Annotated in this window: 16 protein-coding genes; 2 read left to right on the plus strand and 14 right to left on the minus strand. The window is 64.2% G+C overall.

Going from position 1 to position 26,956, the window contains the following annotated elements:
- Nucleotides 1-92: 92 nt before the first annotated feature.
- The 4 genes from B0E50_RS18265 to B0E50_RS05570 all read right to left on the minus strand — a co-directional run bounded on the left by B0E50_RS18265 (nucleotide 93) and on the right by B0E50_RS05570 (nucleotide 8,683).
- On the minus strand, nucleotides 93-3,311 hold the full coding sequence (locus tag B0E50_RS18265) for an ESPR-type extended signal peptide-containing protein (RefSeq protein WP_217343225.1): 3,219 nt from the start codon (nucleotides 3,309-3,311) through the stop codon (nucleotides 93-95).
- Nucleotides 3,312-3,770: 459 nt separating this feature from the next.
- Complete coding sequence (locus B0E50_RS05560; RefSeq protein WP_077440193.1) at nucleotides 3,771-5,795, minus strand: S8 family serine peptidase; 2,025 nt, start codon at nucleotides 5,793-5,795, stop codon at nucleotides 3,771-3,773.
- 423 nt (nucleotides 5,796-6,218) lie between these two features.
- The gene (locus tag B0E50_RS18365) at nucleotides 6,219-8,237 is read right to left on the minus strand and encodes a PA domain-containing protein (protein WP_077440194.1); all 2,019 of its coding nucleotides are present in this window, start codon (nucleotides 8,235-8,237) and stop codon (nucleotides 6,219-6,221) included.
- Complete coding sequence (locus B0E50_RS05570; protein ID WP_139350759.1) at nucleotides 8,234-8,683, minus strand: hypothetical protein; 450 nt, start codon at nucleotides 8,681-8,683, stop codon at nucleotides 8,234-8,236. The genes B0E50_RS18365 and B0E50_RS05570 overlap by 4 nt, the downstream gene beginning before the upstream one ends.
- Nucleotides 8,684-9,186: 503 nt before the next feature.
- On the opposite strand from B0E50_RS05570, the gene B0E50_RS05575 reads away from it, so the two are divergent.
- A complete protein-coding gene (locus B0E50_RS05575) occupies nucleotides 9,187-9,993 on the plus strand; it encodes a TatD family hydrolase (RefSeq protein WP_077440291.1) in 807 nt (268 codons plus the stop codon).
- A gap of 178 nt (nucleotides 9,994-10,171) precedes the next feature.
- Here the strand turns inward: B0E50_RS05575 and B0E50_RS05580 are convergent, their stop codons facing one another.
- From B0E50_RS05580 to B0E50_RS05600, 5 genes are all read right to left on the minus strand, one after another.
- Nucleotides 10,172-10,729, minus strand: coding sequence for a pseudouridine synthase (locus B0E50_RS05580; RefSeq protein WP_077440196.1), 558 nt, complete (start codon nucleotides 10,727-10,729; stop codon nucleotides 10,172-10,174).
- A gap of 21 nt (nucleotides 10,730-10,750) precedes the next feature.
- On the minus strand, nucleotides 10,751-11,668 hold the full coding sequence (locus tag B0E50_RS05585; protein ID WP_254427187.1) for a methyltransferase: 918 nt from the start codon (nucleotides 11,666-11,668) through the stop codon (nucleotides 10,751-10,753).
- 108 nt (nucleotides 11,669-11,776) lie between these two features.
- Nucleotides 11,777-12,439, minus strand: coding sequence for an NYN domain-containing protein (locus B0E50_RS05590; RefSeq protein ID WP_077440198.1), 663 nt, complete (start codon nucleotides 12,437-12,439; stop codon nucleotides 11,777-11,779).
- Between the two features lie 127 nt (nucleotides 12,440-12,566).
- A complete protein-coding gene (locus tag B0E50_RS05595) occupies nucleotides 12,567-13,679 on the minus strand; it encodes an S-(hydroxymethyl)glutathione dehydrogenase/class III alcohol dehydrogenase (protein WP_077440199.1) in 1,113 nt (370 codons plus the stop codon).
- 71 nt (nucleotides 13,680-13,750) lie between these two features.
- The gene (locus B0E50_RS05600; RefSeq protein WP_077440200.1) at nucleotides 13,751-14,671 is read right to left on the minus strand and encodes a LysR substrate-binding domain-containing protein; all 921 of its coding nucleotides are present in this window, start codon (nucleotides 14,669-14,671) and stop codon (nucleotides 13,751-13,753) included.
- 378 nt (nucleotides 14,672-15,049) lie between these two features.
- On the opposite strand from B0E50_RS05600, the gene B0E50_RS05610 reads away from it, so the two are divergent.
- Nucleotides 15,050-15,997 carry an aldo/keto reductase gene (locus B0E50_RS05610; RefSeq protein ID WP_077440202.1) on the plus strand — a complete coding sequence of 316 codons (948 nt, stop codon included), beginning with the start codon at nucleotides 15,050-15,052 and terminating at the stop codon, nucleotides 15,995-15,997.
- Here the strand turns inward: B0E50_RS05610 and B0E50_RS05615 are convergent, their stop codons facing one another.
- From B0E50_RS05615 to B0E50_RS05635, 5 genes are all read right to left on the minus strand, one after another.
- A complete protein-coding gene (locus B0E50_RS05615; RefSeq protein WP_077440203.1) occupies nucleotides 15,998-17,086 on the minus strand; it encodes a TraB/GumN family protein in 1,089 nt (362 codons plus the stop codon).
- Between the two features lie 168 nt (nucleotides 17,087-17,254).
- Nucleotides 17,255-19,489 carry an NADP-dependent isocitrate dehydrogenase gene (locus B0E50_RS05620; RefSeq protein ID WP_077440204.1) on the minus strand — a complete coding sequence of 745 codons (2,235 nt, stop codon included), beginning with the start codon at nucleotides 19,487-19,489 and terminating at the stop codon, nucleotides 17,255-17,257.
- 441 nt (nucleotides 19,490-19,930) lie between these two features.
- Nucleotides 19,931-20,188, minus strand: coding sequence for a hypothetical protein (locus tag B0E50_RS05625; protein WP_139350761.1), 258 nt, complete (start codon nucleotides 20,186-20,188; stop codon nucleotides 19,931-19,933).
- Nucleotides 20,189-20,342: 154 nt separating this feature from the next.
- Nucleotides 20,343-23,474, minus strand: coding sequence for an efflux RND transporter permease subunit (locus B0E50_RS05630; protein ID WP_077440205.1), 3,132 nt, complete (start codon nucleotides 23,472-23,474; stop codon nucleotides 20,343-20,345).
- Nucleotides 23,475-23,716: 242 nt separating this feature from the next.
- The gene (locus B0E50_RS05635; protein ID WP_077440206.1) at nucleotides 23,717-26,950 is read right to left on the minus strand and encodes an efflux RND transporter permease subunit; all 3,234 of its coding nucleotides are present in this window, start codon (nucleotides 26,948-26,950) and stop codon (nucleotides 23,717-23,719) included.
- Between the last annotated feature and the right edge of the window lie 6 nt (nucleotides 26,951-26,956).

Raw genomic sequence — 26,956 nt, forward strand, 5'->3', positions numbered from 1 at the left:
TTTTTGGGCTTCCAGACATAAAAAACCGGCGCCACCAGGGCGCCGGTCGCGATCCTGTCCAGCGGCCCGGCAAGTCGGGCCGCTAACAGCTTTTACCAGCCGATGCCCACGCCTACGCCACCGGTCGTTTCATTGCCACTGACAGCGGCGCCGAAGGTCACGCTGGCCTTGGGCGACAGCTGCCGCGAGTAGCCCACCGACAACGCGGCCTGGCCGCGGTAACCGCCAACACCCACGCCAAGCCGGTTATCCGTCGCGATACCCTGCGTGCTGAACGACATCTGCGCCATCGCCGCACCCATGGCACCCACCTGGTTCAAGCGCCGGTCCACGACGCGGAACTGGGTGTTGACCTGGTCACGCAGCGTATTGAGGTCGCTGCTGGTAGCGAAACCGCTGAGCCGCTGGTCGGTATAGGCATTCGCCTTCTGCAACGTCTGCGTATCCCCGGCATCGCTGTAGGTCTTTGCGGTGGCCAGAGCATCCTGGACCTGACCATAGTTCGCCGCATCGGTGGCTTGTGTGCCAGCCGCCACATTGGTGATCTGGCGTTCGTTGCCGACGCTGCCCACCGACACCGTGTTGGCACGATCAGCCACCGAACCCTGACCCAGCGCGACAGCACCTTCTGCCGTCACCGAGCTGCCCTGGCCGATTGCCGTACCGGAGGCCGCCGTCACCGATGCACCCTCGCCGACTGCCACCGCATTGGTCGCTGCAGCCGCGATGGTGGTATTGGCGCCGACCGCCGTACTGCCGTCCGCATTCACCTTGGCATTGCCGCCGATCGCAGTGTCGTTCGGGCCGGCGGCATAGCTGTCGCCACCAATCGCCGTGCCATGATCGCCGCCGGCCGCAGCATTGGCACCGATTGCCACACCCTTCGAGCCGGCCGCCGTCGTCGCCGCATCACTGCCATCGCTGGCACCATCAACCGCCACACGCGGGCCATTGGCGTTACCGGATCCAGGCTGTTGCCAACCGGCGATGCTGCTCAGCGCTCCGCTAAGCACGCCGTCCAATGCACTCAACGCATCGCCAACATTGTTGTAGCTGCTCCCCTGGACCACGTAGTTGGGCATCGTGATGCCGCCGCCCATCTGCAGCATGGCACCACCGCCGAGAGCCCCCAGCAGATCGGAGATCTGACCCACGGTGGCGGCGTCAGTTAGCACGCCGCTCGCCTGCAGATTGCTGATGCGCGTGCCATTGGTTCCAGCCAGGGTTACCTGATCCTTGCTGTCGTCATCATAGGTCAGCGCGCTATCGGTCAGAGTGCCCAGATCAGCGCTGATGCCGCCCACGGCGGCATCGAGCTGGCCCTTGTTCACCGCGTCATGCGACGCACTGCCATCGGCCACGTTGCCCACCGTCACCGGCGTCGTGCCGTTGCCCAGCACCACCGACGTGTGACCGGCATTGCTGTAGAACACCGCCGAGTTGTTGATCGTGTTGATCGACGCCGTGTTCGTCGCGATGTTCGTCGTGTTCGCCGCCACCGCCTGGTTGGTCGTGTTCAGCTGATCGCCGTTCACCGCATCCGTGCTGCCGGCGGCCACGTTCCCCGCCGCCACGTTGACGACCTGACGCTCGTTGCCGACGCTGCCCACCGACACGCTGTTCGCACGGTCCGCCTGCGAGCCGGCACCCAGCGCCACACTGTTGTCCGCCGAGGCCGCGCTGGCGTAACCCAACGCCGTGCTGTTCGCATTCACCGCATTGGCACCCCAGCCCACCGCCGTCGCGTTGTCGCTCAGTGCACCGCTGCCCGCACCGATCGCCACGCCGTTGTTGCCGTAGCTCGCTGCACCGTAGCCGTAAGTCGCGCTCTCGTCACCGACCGCGAAGCTGCTCGCTCCGGCCGCCACCGCATGGTCACCGAGCGCCAGCGCATCTTCGCTGCCGTCCGTTGCTCCATCGGCCGAGAACAGGTGCGACGCCGTCGTCGTCGCCGTCGTCAGCGCATCGAGCTGGCCCTTGTTCACCGCGTCATGCGACGCACTGCCATCGGCCACGTTGCCCACCGTCACCGGCGTCGTGCCGTTGCCCAGCACCACCGACGTGTGACCGGCATTGCTGTAGAACACCGCCGAGTTGTTGATCGTGTTGATCGACGCCGTGTTCGTCGCGATGTTCGTCGTGTTCGCCGCCACCGCCTGGTTGGTCGTGTTCAGCTGATCGCCGTTCACCGCATCCGTGCTGCCGGCGGCCACGTTCCCCGCCGCCACGTTGACGACCTGACGCTCGTTGCCGACGCTGCCCACCGACACGCTGTTCGCACGGTCCGCCTGCGAGCCGGCACCCAGCGCCACACTGTTGTCCGCCGAGGCCGCGCTGGCGTAACCCAACGCCGTGCTGTTCGCGTTCACCGCGTTGGCACCCCAGCCCACCGCCGTCGCGTTGTCGCTCAGTGCACCGCTGCCCGCACCGATCGCCACGCCGTTGTTGCCGTAGCTCGCTGCACCGTAGCCGTAAGTCGCGCTCTCGTCACCGACCGCGAAGCTGCTCGCTCCGGCCGCCACCGCATGGTCACCGAGCGCCAGCGCATCTTCGCTGCCGTCCGTTGCTCCATCGGCCGAGAACAGGTGCGACGCCGTCGTCGTCGCCGTCGTCAGCGCATCGAGCTGGCCCTTGTTCACCGCGTCATGCGACGCACTGCCATCGGCCACGTTGGTGATCTGGCGCTCGCTGCCTGCCGCGCCCACCGACACGCTGTTCGCGCGGTCCGCCAGCGAGCCGGCGCCCAACGCCACGCTGTTGTCCGCGTAAACCTTGCTGTCACTCCCGATCGCAACAGCATAGTTGTAGCGCGCATCCGAGTTGTAACCCAGCGCCAGCGAATTGCCGCCAGCGGCATAGCTGAGGTAGCCCATGGCGATGGCGTTGTCGGCATAGGAGGTCGCGCCTGTACCGACCGCGGTGCCATTGGTGAAGAAGGCCCTTGCCCCACTGCCAACAGCCATGCTGCTGTCGCCTTGGGCCAGCGCGTTGTAACCCAGTGCGGAGGACCCGTTACCTGTGGCATGCGCGAGAAGCCCGATGGCCGTGCCGTAACTGCCCGCCACTGCCGATTGGCCACCTGCCGTGCCACCCACGCTCACGACCGGGTCGCCAGGCCACCAGCTGGGGTCAGTCGCAAAATCCGTAGCCTTTGCAGATGTCGCACTCAGCGCGATGACGATACCTGCTGTCGCCATGGCAGCATTCAGGCGCTTTGAGGCGCCGCCCTTGCCGCTGGCCCTGGCATGTTCGGAAGCAACCACCAGCATGCCCAGCGACTTGTTCCATACCTTGCTGTAGATCTTGTTCAAGACACAATCCCCCACTGGATTTTTTGAATCCGGCTCGCCCATACCGCGGTAAGCGCGCACCGGATGACATGAATTGCGCCTGCGACCTGGCAGGCCTTTACTTCAATCACGTAGCGAAAACTTGCACGCCCGCGGCTGCCGGATTCACCGCCAGAAGCACAGCGACGCCACCGCAGCGGACACCTTCGCCGCGCCATTCCTCCAATACCTGCGTACCTATGCGCCTATGCGCAGCCCGATCAGCGTCGACCTCCGTCAACCATTGAGCGAACCGTTCATTTGGCCAGTTGGTGCATCAACGACGTGAAGTCATGTCGTCACCGCAGGTCATCGGTTCGACCGGACTTGAAGCTGCGCCTTCATGGCTGCACACGGCTTCGCGGTCATGGCATTTCACCCGTTGGGTCATGCGAGACTCCGCCCATGCGGGCGGAGTCTCGTTCCTGTCGAGCGTGACTCTTACTTGGGTGCGACGAAGTTGGCGCTCACACTCACGCCGCTGTAGGCGGCATCACCAACCACGGTGACGTAGTAGGTTGCAGCCACCGGACGCGAGATCGCCACCGACTTGGCGGTACCGGTGCCAACCGCCGACTTGAAGTCGTAATCGGTGGCACTGGCTGCGGAACCTGCCTTGACGTAGATGGACACGTTGCCGGTGCCACCGAGCGTGCGCAGAGTGAGTGCAAGCGCGCCTGCCGGCACATTGAGCGTGTAGACGGTGCTGGATCCGGCTGCCCCGGACTGGTTGGCCAGCACGACGCCATTGGTGAGCGGGATCGTGGTGTCCTGATTGCCACCATCACCACCGCCATTGTCGGGGACATAGGCCACAGCGGCAGCCACAGCAGCACCTGCATCGAGAATACCGGCACCGAAGGTCTTGGCTGCATCCGGCGTCACGTTGGGGACACGAGCCGTGCTCTTGAGGATGCTCAGCACCTCAGCCGGCTTGAGCAGTGGCAGCCCCGCACTGATGCGAGCGCTCTGCATCAGGGCAACCGCGGCGGTGACATGCGGCGTGGCCTGTGACGTACCTGCCATGCCACCGTAGGTATCACCACCCGGGCTGGCCTTTGGTGTGGTCGTGCCCGTATTGATGGCCTGCCAGGCAAAGCCTTCCGGATTCTGCTGAGCTGTCCCACTCGTCGCATCGTTGGGGTAGACACCACCACCGAACGCACCCAGAGCGACCACGCTTTCACCCGGACTGTTGTAGTTGGAGTAGAACGTGAGCTTGCTGGTGTAGCCGGTCGCGGCAACGGTGATCACACCCGGGCAGCTGGACGGTGAACTCAAAGATGCAGACTCGCCATCGTTGCCGGCGGCGACGACGACCGTGGTGCCCAGCGCATTCGCCTTGGCGATGGCCAGAGCGGCGTCGTCGTCAGCTGCGCAAGTACCGTCTCCACCCAGGCTCATGTTGATCACCTGCGCGGGGTTCTGGTTGTCCGGCACGCCATCCACATGGCCACCTGCCGCCCACACGATGGCATCATTGATGTCGCTGTCGTAACCACCGCAGTGGCCCAGCGCGCGGATCGGAAGCACCCTGGCGTTGTAGGCGATACCGGCCATACCGATACCGTTGTTGGTCAGCTCGGCACCACTGGCGCTGGACACATGGGTGCCGTGCCAGGAGCTGGCTTCGGCGGGATTGTTGGCATCAACGCAACCGCCATTGGTTGCCTTGTATGTGTTGCCCGTGGTCCAGTCGCCGAGGTCCCAGCCGCCTGATACGCGGCCATCGGCGGTGCGTCCGGAGACAAATTTGTCGATGATGAAGTCATATCCGGCATCACCCAGCGACGTGTTCACGTCCGCATGCTTGACGATGCCGGTATCGATGACCGCAATGATCACGCCAGTGCCATCGGCGAGATCCCAGGCGCCCTTGGCGTTGACACCGCCATAGTTGGCAACCTTGCCGGTCGGCGTCAGGGTACCGTCACCCGGCAGGTAATCGGTCTGGTAGGCCGCATAGTAGGGGTCGTTGGGCGTGAAGGCCGTCGGACTCAAGTTGGCGGGTGCCTTGATGTCGCCAATGGCATGGCGAAGAACGTCAGGAGCAACATGGGCAACGGCCGGATCGGCAGCGATCGACTGCATGAAAGCCGCGGCTTCGTCCTGCGTCAGCTTGCGCGAGGTTGTTACCAGGTCAGAGCCGGTTGCCAGCTTGCGCCCGTAGCTCACGCTTGGCGCACTGCTAGACAACGAGGCGCGCATGGCACCTGCCCGGCTGACGGCCGCCTTGACGTTCTGCAGGGCGGCTGCCTGACTCGTCTTTTCCGTACTGCCATCGACATACCTGACGATGAAACGGTCATAAGTGCCCTCACTACGCAGGGCACTGGCATTGAACTTCGCAACCAGCGTCGGGCTGGCGGATGCAACCGGCGTTACGCCAACCGCAAAAGCCGAAACAGCGAACGTCATTGCGATGGAGGCTGCCAGCAGCCCCTTGATCCCCAAACTATTCATCATTGCGATAGATCCCCGAATTTTGATGATGGTTTTTTCCATGAACACGTCGATGGAACCCCCTGCTGCGCGAAACCCCCGTCCCGCGCCTGACGCTGACTGGAAAGTGCAGTCGTCAGTTCATGCGATATCTCTTCGGATACGCATAATTTTACGAATCTATCATCTGATTTTTCCAACCGCAATTAGAAATTGCGATTTATCGCATGAAATTTCTGTCGCTGATCTGCTAGGCCATGCTTCAATGCGACAGCCCGCGCGATGACGCGAGCGCATTCGTCGCAGGAATGAAACTTCCGCAGATGCGATGACCGGATAGCTGCAGCATCTCGGCCATGTCTCATGCATGCATCACTTCGTCAGAAGATGCAGATTGCGCTGGTACAGAAGCCGAAGCCCTGCACCAGCGCAATGCATTCGCGAGACTTACTGCGCCGGCTTGACGAAGCTGCTCTGCACCGTCACGCCCGAGAACGCAGTTACACCGACCATCTTGATGTAATAAGTCCCCGCTGCCGGACGGCTGACAGCCACCGACTCGCTGTTGGTGCCTGCATGCACCGATTTGAAGTCGTTGTCGGTCTCGGACGGCTCGGCGCCAACCTTCACGAACAGCGACACGTCACCGGTACCACCCAGGGTGCGCAAGGTCAACGCGAGCGCACCGGCCGGGACATCCAGCTTGTACAGGCTTGAACCACCCGCCGTGCCGGACTGGCCACCCAAGGCAATGCCGTTGGTCAGCTCTACCGCGACCGGACCTGTCGGAACGGACGGATCGGGCAAGCCGTTGCCCCATGCATTGAACTGGTTCTTCAACTCGGCATCGCTAAAGCAGGCATTCAGGCTGGCTGCCTGCGGTGCCGAGATCAGCTGCTTGGCGGCAAGGTCAGCCGCATAGGCCAGCATCGACGTGCGGTAAATCCCGAAGTGGGCTGCCGAAGCGGCGATCGCCTTGGCATTGGCATACACGTTGGCGCCAATCACGATGCCACCCGGGATCCAGGTCGGCACGCCGGTGTCGCAGGTCAGCAGCTTCTGGCCGGTCTCGTTGAGCTGCCAGCCCTCGTCCTTGAACAGCGCCGGGGTCAGATCCAGATTGATGTGCCCCTTCAGATCCGAACTCTCGGCGTACTCCATCAGCGCGTTGGGCGACAGACGGGTGTCGTAATGCGAGAACGAGGAACCGCTGGCAAGGGTCGTCGGCGCATACAACTGCACGTTGCCGTTCGCATCGGTGCCGGCCAGGCCGTTGCCGAGACCGAGGCCCACGCTCGCCGGTACGTTGGCCTTGATCTTGGCGCCATCGGCCAGGCTGACCATCACGGTCGGCACGGTGACATCACCGACCGTGTTGTCGCCTGCCATGCCGATCACGCCGGCGGCGTTGTTGGCGATGAGCACCGCCATGGCACCGGCCTGCTGCGCGTTGTAAGCCTTGGTCTGGAAGCTGCAGGTACCGCGATCGACGATCGCGACGTGGCCGGCAACTGCATCCGGATTGGTCAGCGCCGTACAAGCCAGGCTGTCACTGCCGGAAACGCCCAGCACGGCCGTGCCTGAGAAATTCTGTGCGGTGGCCGCCGGACCGAACGATGCCTCGCCATAGGCGTAATCACCCACGGCGGCGGCAGGCGCGGTTACCTTGACGACCGGCGGCGGACCCAGTGCCAGCGACGCCTCGGCCACGACGTTCGTGCCGCGGAAGACGAGATTGCCATCGTCCAGGGCCGCGGCCTTGCGCTGCGCATTGGTCAGGTCACCCCACGCCTTGTTGTTGGTGTCGCTGTAGGCGAAGTACTCGTAGATGTTGACCGAGCTCGACGAGAGCGCGCCGCTGCTGAGGTTGGACGTACCGGCAAAGCCGAGGCCATGACTCATCTCGTGCAGCATGACGTTGAGCAGGTTGCTCTGGCCCGCCGGCGTGTTGCCATCCAGGCCGAAGTACCAACCGCTATCGGGCAGGCACGATGCCGTACCCAACGCGCCGTTGAACGACATGGTCATGTCGGACGTCGTTGGCGTGGCATCGGCACCGGAATAGGCATTGCCCAGCGCGCCGGAATACCACACGTTCAGCTTCACGCCCGCCGGGGCCGTGGCGGCATTGGTGAACCGGATATTGCCATTGGTGCCGGTGGAGCCCAGCACGGTGCCATTGGCGTCGCACTGCAGCGGGCCGAACTTGGCATCGACCGCGATCGGCACGCTGCTCTTCAACACGGCACCCCACATGTTGGCCGCGAACTGGAACACGATGCGTGCCTGCTCGCCGCGCGTCACACCGGCATTGCCGCCAACCGGCGTCGCGGGAGTCGTGTCATTGAGGCCGGTGTTGGCAGCGTCCTTGTTGATGATGACGATGTCGGCGGCGAGCGCGCTGCCAGCGAAGCCGAGCATGCCGGCAACCAGGAAGGCCGTAAATAGCTTGTTGCGGCGGATCATTTCGTCACCTCCGCGGCGGCAGTCGGTACTTCATCACCCGGGTGCACCACCACCAGGTTGCCCTTGGCGTCGCGCTTGCCGACCACGTAGCTGTCCATGTCTTCGGGCGTGTCCATCACTTCCATGGTGTAACCATTCACATGCACCGTGCGCAGAGTCTTGAGCGACTCGGCCTCGGTGCGCGGACGGCCACTAGTGCTGGGCAGCACCGCCTGCTGCTGGCGCCTGAGTTCAACCGACTTGGCGAATGCCGCCGCCTCTTCGGGCGTGGGCGCGCGCAGCTTCTTCGTGATCGGATCAAAAAAGGCTACCTGCATGGAACCGCTGGCGACCGAAGTCTCCGTCGGCTGTGCTGGCTGCGCCGGCTTCTTGTCTGCGGCGATTGCCGCACTGGCGAACAGGCCCGTGAGCATCACGGCCGCCGCCTGAGTCATTACGTTCTTCATCAATGCAAAACCCTCCCGTTGAAAAAAGCGCCGCAAGACGGCACCAAAAATGGAGCGCACTTTCCCGTGGCGCGCGAATCGCGCACCAGGGCTTGATCAACCATTCACTCGGTCACGCGCATACACGAGAAAGAAAGCAATGCGCGATCACTGCACCGCGCATGCACCAGAGCTGCTTCGACCATGCCGAAGTTGTCCAGCGACTCACCACCCCGCGCCCTCACCCCCGCGATGTCTGATCAACTCAAGACATCGACAGTCTTCGTCTACGCAACGAACCCCGTATCGTTGCGACCGTCATTTCCCATATGAGATCGCCACCCCGTTCCATCCGCGATTTCCAAATCTGCGAATCCCGTCACCGAAAGCTATCAGTAATTTCTTGCGGTCGTCAACGTAATTTCACATGTAACCAAAGTGAATGATGCTGCAGCGCCGGCATGCGTGACTTTGTGCAGCAGCCCGTGTCTGCCAGAATCAAAGGTTCCGTCCCGGTCAAGACCATGCATTTACTGGATATCGGCGCCAATCTCTGCCACGAATCGTTCCACCATGATCTCGATGCCGTGTTGCAACGTGCGCTCACGCACGGTGTAGCGCGAATGGTGGTTACCGGCGCCTCGCGAGACAGCAGCAGGCAGGCGCTCGCGTTGGCCAGGGCAAATCCTGGCCGGCTGTTCGCCACAGCCGGCGTGCATCCGCACCATGCGATCGACTACGACGACGCCACCGATGCGTTGCTGCGAGAGCTGTCGCGGGATGCCTCGGTTCGCGCGATCGGCGAAACCGGACTGGACTACAACCGCAACTATTCGCCGCGCGACGTGCAGTTGCAGGTGTTCGAACGCCAGCTGCAGATTGCCGTGGATACAGGCAAGCCACTGTTTCTTCACCAGCGCGATGCGCACGCGGACTTCATCGCGCTGCTGCGACGTTATCGCGACAAGGTCCCGGCCGCCGTGGTGCACTGCTTCACCGACACCGGTGAAGCGCTGCGCGACTACCTGGCGCTGGATTGCCATATCGGCATCACCGGCTGGATCTGCGACGAACGCCGCGGCACCCACCTGCGCGAACTGGTTCGCGAGATTCCCGCAAATCGGCTGATGATCGAGACCGATGCGCCCTACCTGCTGCCACGCACGGTTCGGCCGCAGCCGGCGCACCGGCGCAACGAGCCGATGTATCTGAGGCATATCTGCGAGGAGATCGCTCGCGACCGCGGCGAACCGGGGGAGGTCACGGCAGCGAACAGCACGGCGACGGCCGAGGCGTTTTTTGGCCTGGCCGCGATCTGCGCTGAAACCTGAGCCGGGATCGCGGGCTTCATGGCTGGGATGCGGCCAGTCCCGTCCCAACCGACCTGATCCGAGAGGGAATTCGGCAGTGAATCCGACCGAAAGTTCAGGCAATCTTGCACAGCGAATTGCGACATCCACCCCAGACCCATTTGTCGGTGCACCGCCGCCTGGCCACTGCTGCACACGCTTACGGCAGACGTCGCTCCATGGCGGATGGGAGCAGGCGCGTTTCGCCCGGCGCCAGGCCATCGATCGAGTGTTCGCCGATACACGTGCGTATCAGCCGCAAGGTGGGAAACCCCACTGCAGCGGTCATCCGCCGCACCTGCCGGTTGCGGCCTTCACGCAAGGTGAGGCTGAGCCAGCTGGTGGGAATGCTCTTGCGGAAACGCACGGGTGGATCGCGCGGCCACAGCCAGTCCGGCTCGACTGAAAGCTCGGCGGCGGCCGGCAGGGTCGGGCCATCATTTAGCAACACCCCGCGGCGCAACGCCAGCAACGCAGTCTCGTCAATTTCGCCATCGACCTGCACCAGATAGGTCTTCGTCTGCTTGTGGCGCGGATCGGTCAACCGGTGCGCCAGCTGACCATCGTCGGTCAGCAGCAGCAGTCCCTCACTGTCGTGATCAAGCCGCCCAGCCGCATAGACATCCTTTTGCCTGACGAATTCGGCCAGGGTGCGCCGGCCATCCGCATCGGTGAACTGGCACAACACGCCATATGGCTTGTTCAATGCGATCAACATGGCGATGCGCGGCGCACGACCTCAGGGGGTCGAGGCAGCCGGTGCCGGTGACGACGGCTTGACGAAGCGCAAGGTCATCCGATCGGACTCGCCGATCGCCTGGTACTTGGCCTTGTCCTGCTCGCCGAGCGTGAGCGTGGGCGGCAAGGTCCAGACACCTTTCGGATAGTCCTTGGTGTCCTTCGGGTTGGCGTTGATCTCGCTGCTCTCGTCAAGGGTGAAGCCCACCTCGGTGGCCAGCTTCACCACGTAGCGGGTCGGCAGGTAGCCGCTCGATTTCACCGATGCCAGTGAAGCGGAGTCATCGGCACGATGGTCGACCACGCCGAGCACGCCACCGGGCCGCAGCACCGCGAAGAACGCCTTGAACATGGCCGGCGCGGTATCTGCCATAACCCAGTTGTGCACGTTGCGGAAGGTCAGCACCAGGTCGGCCGAGGCGGGCGCACCGAACACCGGCGCCTTCGGATCGAACTCGACGAACTTCGCGTGGCCGTAACGCGCCGGATCAGCGGCAAATTTCTGATGCAGGGCATCGTCATCGCGACGCGCTTCGCCACCACCGGCAGGTGCCTGCACGGCGGCGATGTAGTGCCCGTTGTCGTGCAACAGCGGCGCCAGGATCTCGCTGTACCAGCCGCCGCCGGGGGTGATCTCGATCACCGTCTGGTCGGGGCGGATATCGAAGAACTGCAAGGTGGCCTTGGGATGGCGATACACGTCGCGCGCCTTGTTGGCGGGCGAGCGCCAGCTGCCAGCCAGCACGCTGTCGAGCTGGGCGGAAGTGAAATCGCTGGCACTGGTCGGCGGCACCAGCTCGTTGGTCGGCTGATCCGACTCGACCGTAGCCGCCGGTGCCGCTTGCGCGACGACCACGGCAGGGAGGCCCAGAGAGGTCGCCAACAGCACTGCCGCAAGTGTCGTGCCCAGACGTGCCATGCCCATGCTTGCTTGTGTCCCGCGATTCATTGGATTACCCCTTGAAGTGTTGGTCATCCCGACTCGATGCCATCATGGCGGCGGCAATGTGCAGATCCGGTAGACGTTTCAGAATGGCCGCGGGCACACCGACTGCAGGCCATCGATATGTTCGTGCAGATCCGGTGCGATGCCCTGCCACATCGGATCGAGGATGAAGTCGATACCCTCGTAGCGCGCCAGCTTCGCAGCCGGAATGAAATCCGCGTCGCCGGCGATCAGGATGATCTGGTCGACCAGCTTCTTGTAGGTCAATGCGGCGATGTCGATGCCAATCTTCATGTCGACCTGGGTCTGGCGCATGTCCGGCTCGAAATGCTCGTCACCGAGATCATCCCACTGCAGGTTGCCGTCACGCAGCTGCTGGTAAGCATTGCGTTTGAGTTGCCATTCGCCGCGCTCGGCCAGCCGACCCAATCGCAGTGCCATCTTGCGCTGACGGCGCAGCTGGTCGTGCAGTTCACGCCGGAACGCCGCGGCACCGGTACGGCCAAAATCGATGCTGTCGCCGCTGACCGGCTTGATGAAGCTCTTTTCCAGCGGCGGGCAGTCGTAGAAAAAAATGCGGTACAGCGATTCGCGCGGGCGGTCGACCGCCTTCAGATGTTCCAGCGCCATGCTGAATACGGTCTTCGCCACGGTGCGCGCATCGCTCGCGTCACGCTCGCCGTAAACCTTGCGGTAGCGGGCAAGGAAAAAAGCGCCGTCGACGAGGATGGCGGTGCGGTTCATGGGACAGCCTTATGGATGTGCGGCATGGATGGATGAACACCGCCGGCATGATGGGCCAGCGGTCTGCGCACATTCTAAGGCCTCTGCGCACTCGGTGGGAGCGGCTTCGACCGCTCCACGGCTGGGCTCAGTAGTGGATCACCGAGCGGATCACCTTGCCCGCATGCATCAGCTCGAACGCGTCGTTGATGCGTTCCAGCGGCAGCACCTCGGTGATCATCTCGTCGATGCGGATCTCGCCGGCCATGTAGCGATCGACATAACCGGGCAACTGCGAGCGACCTTTGACCCCGCCGAACGCCGAGCCGCGCCAGACCCGGCCGGTGACCAGCTGGAACGGCCGCGTGCTGATTTCCTGCCCGACGCCAGCGACGCCGATGATGATCGACTCGCCCCAGCCCTTGTGACAGCACTCCAGCGCCGCGCGCATCACGTGCACGTTGCCGATGCACTCGAACGAATAGTCCACGCCGCCGTCGGTGAGATCCACGATCACCTGCTGGATTGGCGCGTCAGGGTAGTCCTTGGGATTGATGAAGTCGGTGGCGCCGAGCAGCCTGGCCATCTCGAACTTGTCCGGATTGGTGTCGATCACCACGATGCGGCCGGCCTTCGCCATCACCGCACCCTGCACCACCGACAGGCCGATGCCGCCCATACCGAACACAGCCACCGACGCACCCGGCTCGACCTTCGCCGTATTGAGCACCGCGCCGATGCCGGTGGTGATGCCGCAACCGAGCAGGCAGACCTTCTCCAGCGGTGCGGCCTTGTTGATCTTCGCCAGCGAGATCTCCGGCAGCACGGTGTATTCGCTGAACGTGCTGGTGCCCATGTAATGCAGCAGTGGTTGGCCGTTGAGCGAGAAGCGCGAGCTGCCGTCCGGCATCAGGCCCTTGCCCTGGGTGACGCGGATCTTCTGGCACAGGTTGGTCTTGCCGGACCGGCAGAATTTGCACTCGCCGCATTCGGGCGTGTACAGCGGGATCACGTGATCGCCGACCTTGAGCGAGGTGACGCCTGCACCGACTTCCTCGACGATGCCGCCGCCCTCGTGACCGAGAATCACCGGGAACATGCCTTCCGGATCGGCGCCCGACAGGGTGAACGCATCGGTATGGCAGACACCGGTGGCGACGATGCGCACCAGCACCTCGCCGGCCTTCGGCCCGGCGACATCGACCTGCTCGATCGTGAGCGGCTTGCCGGCTTCCCAGGCAACAGCGGCGCGTGACTTCATGGTTCAACTCCTGACGATAGTTCTGCAACGACCCACGATGATGACGCGTCCGTCCGCTTTGCGAAACCGCATCAGCCCACTGCCGTGTCATCGGGCCGAAACGCCGACATCTGCCGGCCGTAGTCGTTCGCCTCGGCCAGCAGCCATTCGCGGAACAACTGCAAGCCGCGATGCTCCTGCGAACGCGGCGGATACACCAGCCAGTACGCCTCCTTCACCGCCAGGTAATTTTCGCCCAGCACCTGCAGCCGCCCGGCGTCGATCAGCGATTTCGATGTCACCATCCGCCCCAAGGCCACGCCAAGACCTTCCAGCGCCGCGTGGCGCAGGGCATCGAGGCTGTCGAATTGCGCCACGTAGCGCGTCGGTGGCGTGCTGCCCACGCGCGCGAACCAGTCGCTCCAGCGCGTGGAGGGACTCGGCTCCCCAAGCAGCGGCCAGCGCGACAGGTCGCGGGGATCGACACCCTCCATCCGCGCCACCAGTTCCGGCGCCGCAACCGGCGCGATCCATTCACCGAACAATCGTTCGCTGTGCAGGCCGGCCCAGTTGCCATGGCCGTAACGCAAACCGACATCGACCGGCTCGCGCTCGAAGTTCACCAGCGCCGAGGTCGACTGCAGGCTGAGCTCCAGGTCCGGATGTACCGCGACCAGCCGCGGCAGTCGCGGCACCAGCCAGCTCGACATGATGCCCGGACTGGCGCTGAGCGTGAGCGCGTCGTGGCGACGCTGGTGATAGCGCGACAGCGCATGCTCAATGCCGTCGAAATGCTCGCCCACTGCCTCGAGCAGGCTGCACCCCTCGACCGTCAACGTCACCCCGCGCGGACCGCGTTCGAACAGGCGACGCTCCAGCCGCTCCTCAAGCTGGCGCATCTGGTGGCTGAGCGCACTGACGGTGAGGTTCGCCTGCGCCGCGGCGCGCGACAGATTGCCCAGCCGGGCAACCAGCACAAACTGTTGCAACAAGCCCAGCGGCAGCTTTCCCATCTTGAATCTCTCTCAAGTCTGGCTTGCGAATATATCGCTTTTTGGCGGTGTATGGCCCACGTATCTTGAGCTCACACCAAGCCTCCATGCCTCCCAGGAGATCCCGTCATGAGCTCACTCTGGACCAACCTGTTGTTCCTGCACGGTCACATCGCGCACGCCGATCTGCCCTGGCGATCCGATACGTGCACCGAGACGGGCCGGCGCAAGCCCACCCCCAGGAAACCCAAGTCAATCGTGCGGATGTGCTGCGTAGCGGTCTGGCCGAGGCTTGTCGGGCCGCGCTGAATCCATCCGGCACGCAACCCCTCGGATAGATCACGCTCCTTTTGCCCGGATGCGTGCATGCTTGCTGCTTCCGATCATCCGAGGTGTTCCATGCACAAGCGTCCACTTGGCAAATCGCCGTTGTCCGTTGCACCGCTTGCCTTCGGCGGCAACGTATTTGGCTGGAGCGCCGACGAAAAGCGCTCGTTCGAACTGCTCGATGCCTTCGTCGACGGCGGCGGCAACCTGATCGACACGGCGGACGTTTATTCGGCCTGGGTACCAGGCAATCGCGGTGGCGAGTCGGAAACCATCATCGGCAAGTGGCTGCAGCAATCGGGCAAGCGCGACCAGGTGGTGATCGCCACCAAGGTAGCGAAGTGGGCGGAGCATCCCGGTCTGTCGCCGGCGAATATCTTGCAGGCCGTGGACGGCTCGCTGAAGCGCCTGCAGACCGATCACATCGACCTGTATCAGGCACACGAGGACGATGCCAGCGTGCCGCTGGCGGAAACGCTGGGCGCGTTCGCACGGCTGATCGAGGCCGGCAAGGTGCGCGTGATCGGTGCGTCCAACTACGGCGCCGCACGCTTTGCCGATGCGCTGGCAGTGTCGAAGGAACATGGCTTGCCGCGCTACGAGAGCCTGCAGCCGGAATACAACCTGGTCAGCCGCGCCGGTTACGAAAAGGAGCTGGAACCGCTGATCCGCGCGGAGCACATCGGCGTGATCAGTTACTACGCGCTGGCCAGCGGCTTCCTCAGCGGCAAATACCGCAGCGAGGCCGATCTGGCCAAGAGCAACGCACGCGGCGGTGCGGTGAAGAAATACCTCAATCCGCACGGCTTGCAGGTACTCGCTGCGCTGGATGCCATCGCCGCAGCCCACCACGCCACACCGGCCCAGGTGGCGCTCGCATGGCTGATCGCGCGACCCGGGCTCACTGCACCGATCGTCAGCGCCACCAGCGTCGAACAGCTGCGCGAGTTGTCAGGTGCCACCCGCCTGCAGCTGGTTCATGACGAGATCGCGCAACTGGATCTGGCCAGCGCTATCTGATCATTCCGACGCGGTGCCGGCATGCGCGGGAGTGCCGGCACTGCTATCGGAAGCGGGATCTTCATCCTGATCCTCCGGTGACTCGACCTGGTAGCCATCAGCCTTCAGTGCAACCAGATAGCCGTCCGGCTTCAGCAGTTCGGTCATCGGCAGCATCGCGAATGTCTGTGCGTTGCTGCCGAGTGCCGTCCGCGCAGCGGCAAGCCATGTCGCCCGCTGCTTCGCCGGCACATCGTCCAGCCCCAGCGTGCGTGCAAAGCCCGCACCCGCGATGGCCGCAACGCAAGCGTCGCGTCGCTCGCTGTCGGGCAGTTTGCGCAAGGCCTGCAGGTCGCCGGTGGCCCATGCATTGGCGCGCGCCCTCATCGCCGTCATGTCCTGCTCGACGCTGTCCAGCGTGCGGATGAAGCAGGTGGTGTCGTGCGGCGCGGAATTCTTGAACGCCTTGAGCGCCGCGCCCGGATGCTCGATGACGACCTGGTAGTCCGTCGGCACCTCCTTGACGCCGTAACGGGTGGCCAGTGCATCGATGTCGGCCTGGATGCCGCCGGTCTTGCTCAGGCCATTCGCCTTGATCGCCTTCTGGTAAAGCTCCTGCGCTGCGAAGATCGGGCGCCAGCGTTCGATGCCGCGGTTGTCGCCGATGTACTTCTGCTTGAGCACCTGCCAGCGTGCGTACACCGGTGGCGGCAGCACCTGCTGCAAGGTCTGCCCATCATCGTTCTTGCGTGCGCTGTAGGCCGATGGCAGCAGGAACATCTTGCCAAGGAAACCGACGTTGGCTTTCAACTTCACCGAAGGCGACAGCAGCACCTGCTGCGACTGGCTGATCACCTGGTCCAGTTCGTGCGATTGCCACCGCATGTTCTCCGGCAGCGGCGACAGCGTGCCGAGCACCCACATCACGTGGCCGCCCTTGCTGACCTTCCATAGGCCTGGGCCCGGCTGCACGCCACTGACCACCACGGCGGCAAGATCCGCCACATCCGATGGTGCCGGTGCGGGCGGTGCGGTGGCCGCAGCCGATTGCGCGAATGTCGGCGCGCTGCCGCACAGCAGCAACAGGACGATTCCAGCTAGCAGGCGCATCCGTCTGACTCCGTCTTCGAAGCTGCCATTGTGGCAGCTCGATCCTGACTCGGAGATTGCCTGGCGGCATCCACGCGAATCGAAGCTCCGCGGACATGCGAAAGCAAACCGGGCGCCGAAGCGCCCCGTTTCATCCGTTGCCATCACAAGCGCTCTGGCTGGTCGCGGTCAGCGCATCCCCAGCGCGGCCAGTGCGGCATTGAAGGTGCCGCTCGGGCGCATCGCCTTGCTGACCAGCTCGAGGTTCGGGTGGTAGTAACCCTGGATGTCGACCGGCTTGCCCTGCGCACCGTTGAGCTCGCCGACGATGGTGGCCTCGTTCTCTGCCAGCGCCTTGGCCAGCGGGGTGAACCGGGCCTTCAATGCGGCATCGTCGTCCTGCGCGGCCAGTGCCTGTGCCCAGTACAGGGCCAGGTAGAAATGGCTGCCTCGGTTGTCCAGCTCGCCGAGCTTGCGCGCAGGCGACTTGTTGTTGTCGAGGAACTTGCCGGTGGCCTGGTCCAGGGTACGCGCCAGCACGCCGGCCGCGGCATTGTTGTAGCGGTTGCCGAGATGTTCCAGCGAGGCGGCCAATGCGAGGAATTCGCCCAGCGAATCCCAGCGCAGGCAGTTCTCTTCCAGGAACTGCTGCACATGTTTCGGCGCGGAACCGCCGGCACCGGTCTCGAACAGGCCACCGCCTGCCATCAGCGGCACGATGGAAAGCATCTTGGCGCTGGTACCCAGCTCCATGATCGGGAACAGGTCGGTGAGGTAGTCGCGCAGCACATTGCCGGTGACCGAGATCGTGTCCAGACCCTGGCGGATGCGTTCCAGTGAATGGCGGGTAGCCTCCACCGGCGTCATGATGCGGATGTCGAGGCCCGTGAGGTCGTGGTCCTTGAGGTAGCGCTCGACCTTGCTGATCACCCGCGCGTCGTGCGCGCGCTGCGGATCGAGCCAGAACACCGCGGGCGTGTTGCTCAGGCGCGCACGGCTCACGGCGAGTTTCACCCAGTCCTGGATCGGCGCATCCTTGGTCTGGCACATGCGCCAGATGTCGCCGGCTTCGACATCATGCTGCAGCAACACGTTGCCCGCTTCGTCCAGCACCTTCACTACGCCGTCGCCGGCGATCTGAAAGGTCTTGTCGTGCGAGCCGTACTCCTCGGCCGCCTGCGCCATCAGGCCGACGTTCGGCACGCTGCCCATGGTGGCCGGATCGAACGCGCCATGCGCCTTGCAGTCCTCGATGGTCGCCTGATAGACGCCTGCATAGCAGCGATCCGGGATCACCGCCTTGGTGTCCTGCAGTTTGCCTTCGGCGTTCCACATCTTGCCCGAGTCGCGGATCATCGCCGGCATCGAGGCATCGATGATCACGTCGCTGGGCACGTGCAGGTTGGTGATGCCCTTGTCGGAATTCACCATCGCCACCGCCGGGCGCTTCGCATATTCGGCGTCGATGTCGGCCTTGATCGCAGCCTGCTGCCCGGCGGGCAAGCTGGCGATACGCGCATACAGGTCGCCGATGCCGTTGTTCGGATTGAAGCCGGCCGCCTTCAGCGCATCGGCATGTTTGGCCAGCACATCCTTGTAGAACTCGGTGACCGCCACGCCGAACATGATCGGGTCCGAGACCTTCATCATGGTGGCCTTGAGGTGCAGCGAGAACAGCACGCCCTGCTTCTTTGCATCTTCGACCTGCGCGTCGACGAAGGCAGCCAGCGCCCGCCGGCTCATCACCGAGGCATCGATCAGCTCACCAGCCAGCAGCGGTGTCTTCTCCTTCAGCACGGTGTGGCTGCCATCCTTGCCGAACCATTCGATGCCGACATTGCCGGCCTTGTCGATCAGCGCGGAACGCTCGCTGCCGTAGAAGTCGCCGCCGTCCATGTGCGCCACGTGGGTCTTCGACTCACTGCTCCACGCACCCATCTTGTGCGGATGCTTGCGCGCATAGTTCTTCACCGACAGCGGCGCGCGGCGGTCGGAATTGCCCTCGCGCAACACCGGGTTCACCGCACTGCCCTTGACCTTGTCGTAGCGTGCCTTGACGTTCCAGTCATTCACGTCCTTAGGTGCCTCGGGATAGTCCGGCAGCGCATAACCCTGCTGCTGCAACTCGCTGATTGCGGCCTTCAGCTGTGGCATCGACGCGCTGATGTTGGGCAGCTTGATGATGTTGGCCTCCGGTGTGGTGGCCAACCGGCCCAGCTCGGCCAGGTCGTCGGGGATCTTCTGCCCGTCACTCAGCAGCTCCGGGAACAGCGCGATGATGCGCCCGGCCAGCGAGATGTCGCGGGTCTCCACCGCGATACCCGCCGTGGCGGTGTAGGCGTCGATGATCGGCAGCAGCGACTGCGTGGCCAGGAACGGCGCTTCATCCGTCAGCGTGTAGATGATCTTTGGTGTGGTGGACATGGTGTGCGTGAACCTCTCTGCTGCGGCAATCAGGGATGCGGGCTGCGATCCGGGTCGGGCCGAATGGCATGGCATACGCCATGCGTGTGGCGACCGAATCTTGCGGGCGCCCCGACAAGGTTGATCGGAGTACACGAAAGCCTCCCATTGTCGCGGTTTCAGCGGAGAGGGGAAAGCGCACGCGGGCACAGGCTTGCTACATGCATCGGCGTATGGGGCATCGGCAAGCCCTGCCGGGCAGCCTCACTCCAGTTCCGGACCACGGGGTTACTGGCCCGAAGGGAGCAGTTCGCCATCAATCGCAGTCGTGTCTCAATCAAGCGCACACAGAAACAGAACAGGAGCGCGGCTTGGCTGCGCTCCTGTTCTGACCACATCATCAATCACTATGCTCGTCGAAGGATGCGCCTTCGGCGGGTTTCGGCCATCAGTGACGGCGCATCAATGCCCTGCCGTACTGGCTGGCGGCGGCGCGGTCGAGCCGCTGTTCATGGGCGCCATGGCGGTGCCACTGCTTGCCGGTGGCTGGGTGGTGGCAGCGGGCGCTGGTGGCGGTGTGGCCGGTGATGCCGCGGTGGCGGCCGGCGGTGGCGTGGCCGGTACCTGCGGGGACGATTCATCGTTCTTGCCGCACGCGCTCAAGGCCAGCACGGCGACGGCAGAAGCCGCATACATCAGGATCTGGCGAGTCATCTTCATCTGAAACCTCCTGCCTCGGGAAAAGCGATCAGGCTTGCGCCTGGAATCGGGGTCAGTGATAACCGTCCTGCCGTTAACAAGCCGTGTGCATGAAGGCAAAGCCTCGCTTACAAGCACCCGGCAACTCATGTCAGGATCGCGTACAGCCTGTGCCTCAACCCCGCACGCCGATCATGCGACGCGAGCGCGCACGTTCCTGCCGGCTCAGGCGCCAGCTGCTCCAGCGGGCCGCAAGGCACGAGAAGATCACGTACAGGGCCGGCGTACTCAGCAGGGTCAGGCTTTGCGAGATCAGCAGGCCGCCGATCAGGGCGATACCGAGCGGACGGCGCAGCTCGGAACCTTCGCCGAGGCCGATCGCGATCGGCAGCGCGGCGAGAATGGCGACCATGGTGGTCATCATGATCGGACGGAAGCGCACGATGCACGCCTCGCGCGCGGCATCCATCGGGTTCTTGCCATGCTCGCGCTCGGCGACGAGGGCGAAGTCGATCATCATTATCGCGTTCTTCTTGACGATGCCGATCAGCAGCACCAGCGCGATCTGCGCAATCACCGACAGGTCGGTGTTGGTGAACCACAACGCCAGCAGCGCACCGACACCCGCCGCCGGCAGGGTGGACAGGATCGTCACCGGATGGATCAGGCTCTCGTACAGCATGCCCAGCACGATGTAGACGGTGAGCACCGCGCCCAGCACCAGCCACAGCATGCCGCTCTGCGATTGCTGGAAGCGGCGGAAATCGCCACCCACGTTGAGCTTGATGTCGCCCGGCATGCGCATGTTGCCGGCAGTGGCCTGGATCACCTGCAAGGCCTCGCCCATGCTCACGCCAGGAGCCAGGTTGAAGCTGAGATCCATCGTGGTCTGCTGGTTCTCATGGGTGACCTGGGTCGGCGCAAGGCCGGCCTTCTGATGCGCGAACGCGGTGAGCGGGATCATCTGGCCACTGGTCGACTTCACGTAGGTGCTGTCCAGCGAAGCCGGTGACGCGGTCTGGTTCGGCAGCGCGTTGATCACCACCTTGTACTGGTTGAGGTCGGAGTAGATCGTCGACACCTGGCGCTGGCCGAAGGCGTCGTAGAGCGCGCCGTCGATGGTGCCGATGGAAAGCCCGAGCCGCGAGGCCTTGTCGCGATCGATCACGATGTCCTGCTCGAGGCCGGCATCGTCGACGTCGCTGCCGACATCCTTCAGCTTGGGATTCTTCTTCAGCTCAGTCACCAGCTTGGGCAACCACTCCTGCAGTTCGACCAGGTCGTCGCCCTGCAGCGATATCTGATATTGCGCGCCCTGGCTGCTGCCGCCACCGCCGAAGCTGGGCAGATCCTGGATCGGACGCAGTCGCACATTCAGATCCGGATATTTCGCCGCCTTCGCGCTGAGCCGCGCCAGCGCCTCGAAGGTATCGTCCTTGCGCCCCGCCTCATGGGTCTTCAGCTGGATGTCGAAGAAGCCGCTGGCACCCTGGCGACTGCTGCCCAGCCGCGAGCCGACCGCGGCAACGTCGTGATCCTTGAGCAGCATGTCGATCAGACGCTGCTGGCGGTTGACCGAATCCTGGAACGATACCGTCGAGCCCGACGTCGCGCGGCCACGGATCAGGCCGGTATCCTGCTGCGGAAACAGGCTGGTCTTGACCTGGGTGAACAGGAACACGGTGACGCCGATCAGGATCAGCGGCGTCAGCGACAGCAGCAGGGCATGCCGCAGCGAGAAATCCAGCGCGCGCACGTAGACCGCCAGCATGCGCTCGTGAAAGCGGTCGATCGCACGGCCCCAGCGTGACGATTCCGCCGCTTCGCGATGCCCCCTGAGGAAGTGGCCGCACAACGACGGGGTCAGGGTCAGCGAGACAAGCGCCGAAATCACGATCGCCGCCACCAGCGTCATCGTGAATTCCTTGAAGAACATGCCGGTGATGCCGCCCATGAACAGCAACGGGATGAACACGGCGATCAGCGAGCCGGTGATCGAGATGATGGTGAAGCCGATCTCGCGCGCACCAGTCAGCGCTGCCTGCATCCGCGTCATGCCCTGGTCGATATGCCGCACGATGTTCTCGATCACCACGATCGCGTCGTCGACGACGAACCCGATCGCGATCACCAGCGCGAGCAGGGTGAGGTTGTTGAGGGTGTAGCCGAGGATGTACATCAGCATGGCCGCACCGGCCAGCGACAGCGGCACCGCCACCGCGGCGATCAGGGTAGGCGCCAGCCGGCGCAGGAACAGCGCCATCGTCAGCACCACCATCGCCAGGCTGATCAGCAGCGTGGCCTGCACTTCGTGCAGCGACGCACGGATGGTCGGCGTGCCGTCGAAATACGGCGTCAGCGTGGTACCCGGCTGCAGGTAGCTGCGCAGCTCGGGGATCGCCGCCTTGACCCGGTCCACCGTGCCGATGATGTTGGCATTGGACTGCTTGTAGACGTACATCAGGATCGCCGGCTTGCCCCTGAACCAGGCCGCCTGGTACGCATCTTGTGTGCCGTCGTAGACCTTGGCCACGTCGGACAACCGCACCGCCACGCCCTTCTGGTTGGCGATCACCAGCTTCGCGAAATCGTCGGCGTTGTGCAGGGCATCGTTGGCAGTCACCGCCATCGTGGTGTGGCCATCGCTAAGAAAGCCCTGCGGCGACGTCACGTTGGCCGCGGTGAGCGCATTGCGCAGATCGTCCGGCGACAGGCCCATCGCATTGAGCGCGCGCAGGTTCACGTCGACGCGCACCGCCGGAGTCGACGCACCGGCGATATCCACCGAGGCCACGCCTTCGAGCTGACGCAGCCGCTGCGCCAGCAGCGAATCGGCCACGTCGTACAGGTCGCGCGCGGATTGCGTCTCGGAGGTCAGCGCGAAGGCGATGATCGGGTCGTCGTTCGGATTCGCCTTCTCGTAGCTGGGCGGGCTGTTGAGGCCGGAAGGCAAATCCGACTGCGCCGCGTTGATCGCCGCCTGCACGTCGCGCGCGGCGGCGTCCAGGTTGCGGCCGGTATCGAACATCAGGAATACCTGCGTGCTGCCCAGAGAGCTGGACGAACGCATGGTATCGATGCCAGGCACCTGGCCCAGGTGGCGCTCCAGCGGTGCCGCCACGGTGGAGGCCATGGTGCCGGCGCTGGCACCGGCCTGACTGGCCTGCACGAAGATCACCGGAAACTGCATGTCAGGTAGCGCGGACACCCCAAGCAGGGCGTAACAGATCACCCCGACCACAAAGACACCGATCGCCAGCAACGAGGTGCCGATCGGGCGACGGATGAACGGGCCGGAGATATTCATGGATCAAGCTGGACCAGGGTGCGGATGACGTTATGCCGGATAGTGCGCAAAGGGCTCAGTCCACTGCCAACGCCTCAGCCGCGAAAAGGTTGAGTTGACGCAAGCGGATGATGATCCGCACCTGTGCTCCTGTCCGCAAGGGACGGCAAGCATGCGACAACTTCAACCGCTGCACGATGACGAGCGGTTGAAGCTGAACTCATGCACGGCCACGGAAAAGTCGTGCGGAGTGGTGGCTGGCGTCACGCCACGCCCTGGTTTGCATGCTGCAGCGCGCGTTGCTCGCGGCGTGCGGCGAGCCAGTCGGAGAAACGTTCCATGTACAGGTAGATCACCGGCGTGGTGTACAGCGTCACCAGCTGCGACAGCAGCAGGCCGCCGACGATCGACACACCCAGCGGGCGGCGCAGTTCCGAACCGATGCCGTTGCCCAGCGCCAGCGGCAGCGCGCCGAGCATCGCCGCAGCAGTAGTCATCATGATCGGGCGGAAGCGCAGCAGGCAGGCGCGGCGGATCGCGTCATGCGCGTTGAGGCCTGTGCGCTTCGCCTCGATCGCGAAGTCGATCATCATGATCGCGTTCTTCTTGACGATGCCGATCAGCAGCACGATGCCGACAATGCCGTCCACCGACAGGCTCATGCCGCACAGGATCAGCGCCAGCAGCGCGCCGACACCGGCCGGCGGCAGCGTCGAGATGATCGTCAGCGGGTGGATGTAGCTCTCGTACAGCACACCCAGCACGATGTAGATCACGATCACCGCCGCCAGCAGCAGCAATACCTCGTCACCCAGGCTGGAGGAGAATTCCGCCGCCTTGCCGATGAACTGGCCGCGCACCTGCGGCGGGAAGTTCAGCTGCTTCTCGATATCGTGGATCGCATCCACCGCCTGCGACAGCGAATAGCCCGGCGCCAGGTTGAACGACACGGTCACGGCCGGCAGCTGTTGCTGGTGGCTCACCACCAGCGGTGCAGTGGTGATCTCGGAGCTCGCCAGCGAGGCGATCGGGATGATGCTGCCGCTGCCGATGATCACGCCGGTATTGGCGACATTGATGCCGGTGCTGGTGGAGGAGTTGCTCGACGCGACCTGGCCGAAGCTGGTCGCATTGCTGCCGGTGAGTGCGCCGTTGCCGTTGCTCTTCACCGCCAGCTGGTTCAGCAGCGACGTGCTGGTACGGAACTCCGGTGCCACTTCGAGCACCACGCGATACTGGTTGAGCTGGGTGAAGATGGTCGAGATCTGGCGCTGGCCGAACGAGTCGTACAGCGTGTCGTCGATGGTTTGCACCGGCACACCGAGCCGGCTGGCCTTGTCGCGATCGATGGTCAGCTTCAGCGCGGTGCCCTGATCGGCAAGGTTGTTGCCGACGTCGGACAGCTCCGGGCGCTGGCGCATCGCCTGGGTCATCTGGTTGGCATAGCCGGACAGCTCGGCGGCGTTCACGTCCGACAGCGAGTACTGGTACTCGGTGGCCGACACCTGGCTGTCCAGCGTCACGTCCTGCACTGGCTTGAGGTACAGCGCGACACCCGGGATACCGGCCGCCGCCGCCTGCAGGTTCGCCACCATCGTGTCCAGGTTCGCGCGATCGCCGCGATCCTTCAGCACGATGCTGAGCTGGCCCTGATTCAGTGTGGGATTGACCGAACCGGCGCCGATGAAGGCCGCCACGCCCGCTACGCCATCCTGCTTGCGCAACGCGTCGGCCACCGCCTTGGTGCGCTGTTCCATCTGCGGGAACGCCACGTTCTGGTCGGCCTGCACCACACCGGTGATCATGCCGGTGTCCTGCTCGGGCAGCAGGCCCTTGGGGATCACGATGTAGAGGAACACGGTGACCACGACGGTGATCGCCGCGACCGTGATGGTCAGACGCTGGTGTCCGAGCACCCAGTCCAGCGAGCTCTCGTAGACATTGACCGTGCGCGTCCACAGGTTCTTCTTGCCGCTGGCAGCGTGGCGCTCGTGCGCATCGTCGCCCTCGGGCAACTGGTCGGCCTTGAGCAGGTAGGCGCACATCATCGGCGTCAGCGTCAGCGACACCAGCATCGAGATGGTCACCGCGATCGTCAACACCCACGCGAATTCGTGGAACAGCCGCCCGGTGACGCCCGGCATCAGCAGCAGCGGCAGGAACACCGCCACCAGCGACACAGTCAGCGACAGCACGGTGAAGCCGATCTCCCGCGCGCCGATCTCGGCGGCCTCCTTGCCGTCCTTGCCCTGCTCGATGTAGCGCACGATGTTCTCGATCATCACGATCGCATCGTCGACCACGAAGCCAGTGGCGACGGTGAGCGCCATCAGCGAGAGGTTGTCCAGCGACATGCCGGTGAACGCCATCACGCCGAACGTGCCGAGCAGCGACAGCGGCACCGCCACCGATGGGATGATCGTGGCCCACAGCCGGCGCAGGAACACGAAGATCACCGCGACCACCAGGAAGATGGTCAGCAGCAGGGTGAACTCCACATCGTGCACCGACGCGCGGATGGTCACGGTGCGGTCGGCGAACACGTCCAGGTGCACGTTGGCCGGCAGCACTGCGCGCAGCTGCGGCAGGATCTGCCGGATCGACTCCACCGTCTGCACGATGTTCGCGCCGGGCTGGCGGCGGATATCCAGCAGCACCGCCGGCTTGCCGTTCGCCCATGCGGCGAGCTGGTCGTTCTCCGCGCCGTCGACCACGTTCGCCACGTCGGACAGACGCACCGCCGAATTATTCTGGTAGCTGATGATGGTGCTCTTGTATTCCTCGGCCGTGGCCAGCTGGTCATTGGTACCGATGCTGTAGCTCTGCGTGGCACCGTTGAGCGTGCCCTTGGGCGCATTCACGTTGGCCTCGGTGAGCGCGCTGCGCACGTCCTCCATGGTCAGGCCGAGGTTGCCCAGCTGCGCCGGATTCACCTGCACGCGCACGGCCGGACGCACATTGCCGGCGATCGAGACCAGGCCGACGCCCTGCACCTGCGACAGCTTCTGCGCCAGGATCGAATCGGCGTAGTTGTTGACGTCGCGCAACGGCAGGCTGTCGGAAGTGAGTTCCAGCGTGAGGATCGGTGCGTCGGCCGGGTTCACCCGGTTATAGACCGGCGGATACGGCAGCGTGCTTGGCAGCGTGCCGCGCGCCTGGTTCAACGCGGACTGCACATCCTGCGCCGCGATGTCGATGTCGCGATCCATGTTGAACTGCAACACGATCGTCGACAGGCCGGCCGACGAATCGGAGGTCATCATCGACAGGCCGGAGATCTGGCCGAGGTTGCGCTCCAGCGGCGTGGTGACCAGCGAGGCCATGGTGGCGGCGCTGGCACCCGGATACTGCGTGCTCACCACCAGGCTGGGCGCCTCGATTTCCGGCAGCGCCGAGACCGGCAGCTGGCGGTAGCCGAGGATGCCGAGCAGCAGGATCGCCACCATCAACAGCGAGGTGGCGATCGGCCGGCGAATGAAGAGTGTCGAAAATCCCATGGCTAT

The sequence above is a fragment of the Rhodanobacter sp. C01 genome (assembly GCF_002001045.1).
Lineage (GTDB): Bacteria > Pseudomonadota > Gammaproteobacteria > Xanthomonadales > Rhodanobacteraceae > Rhodanobacter.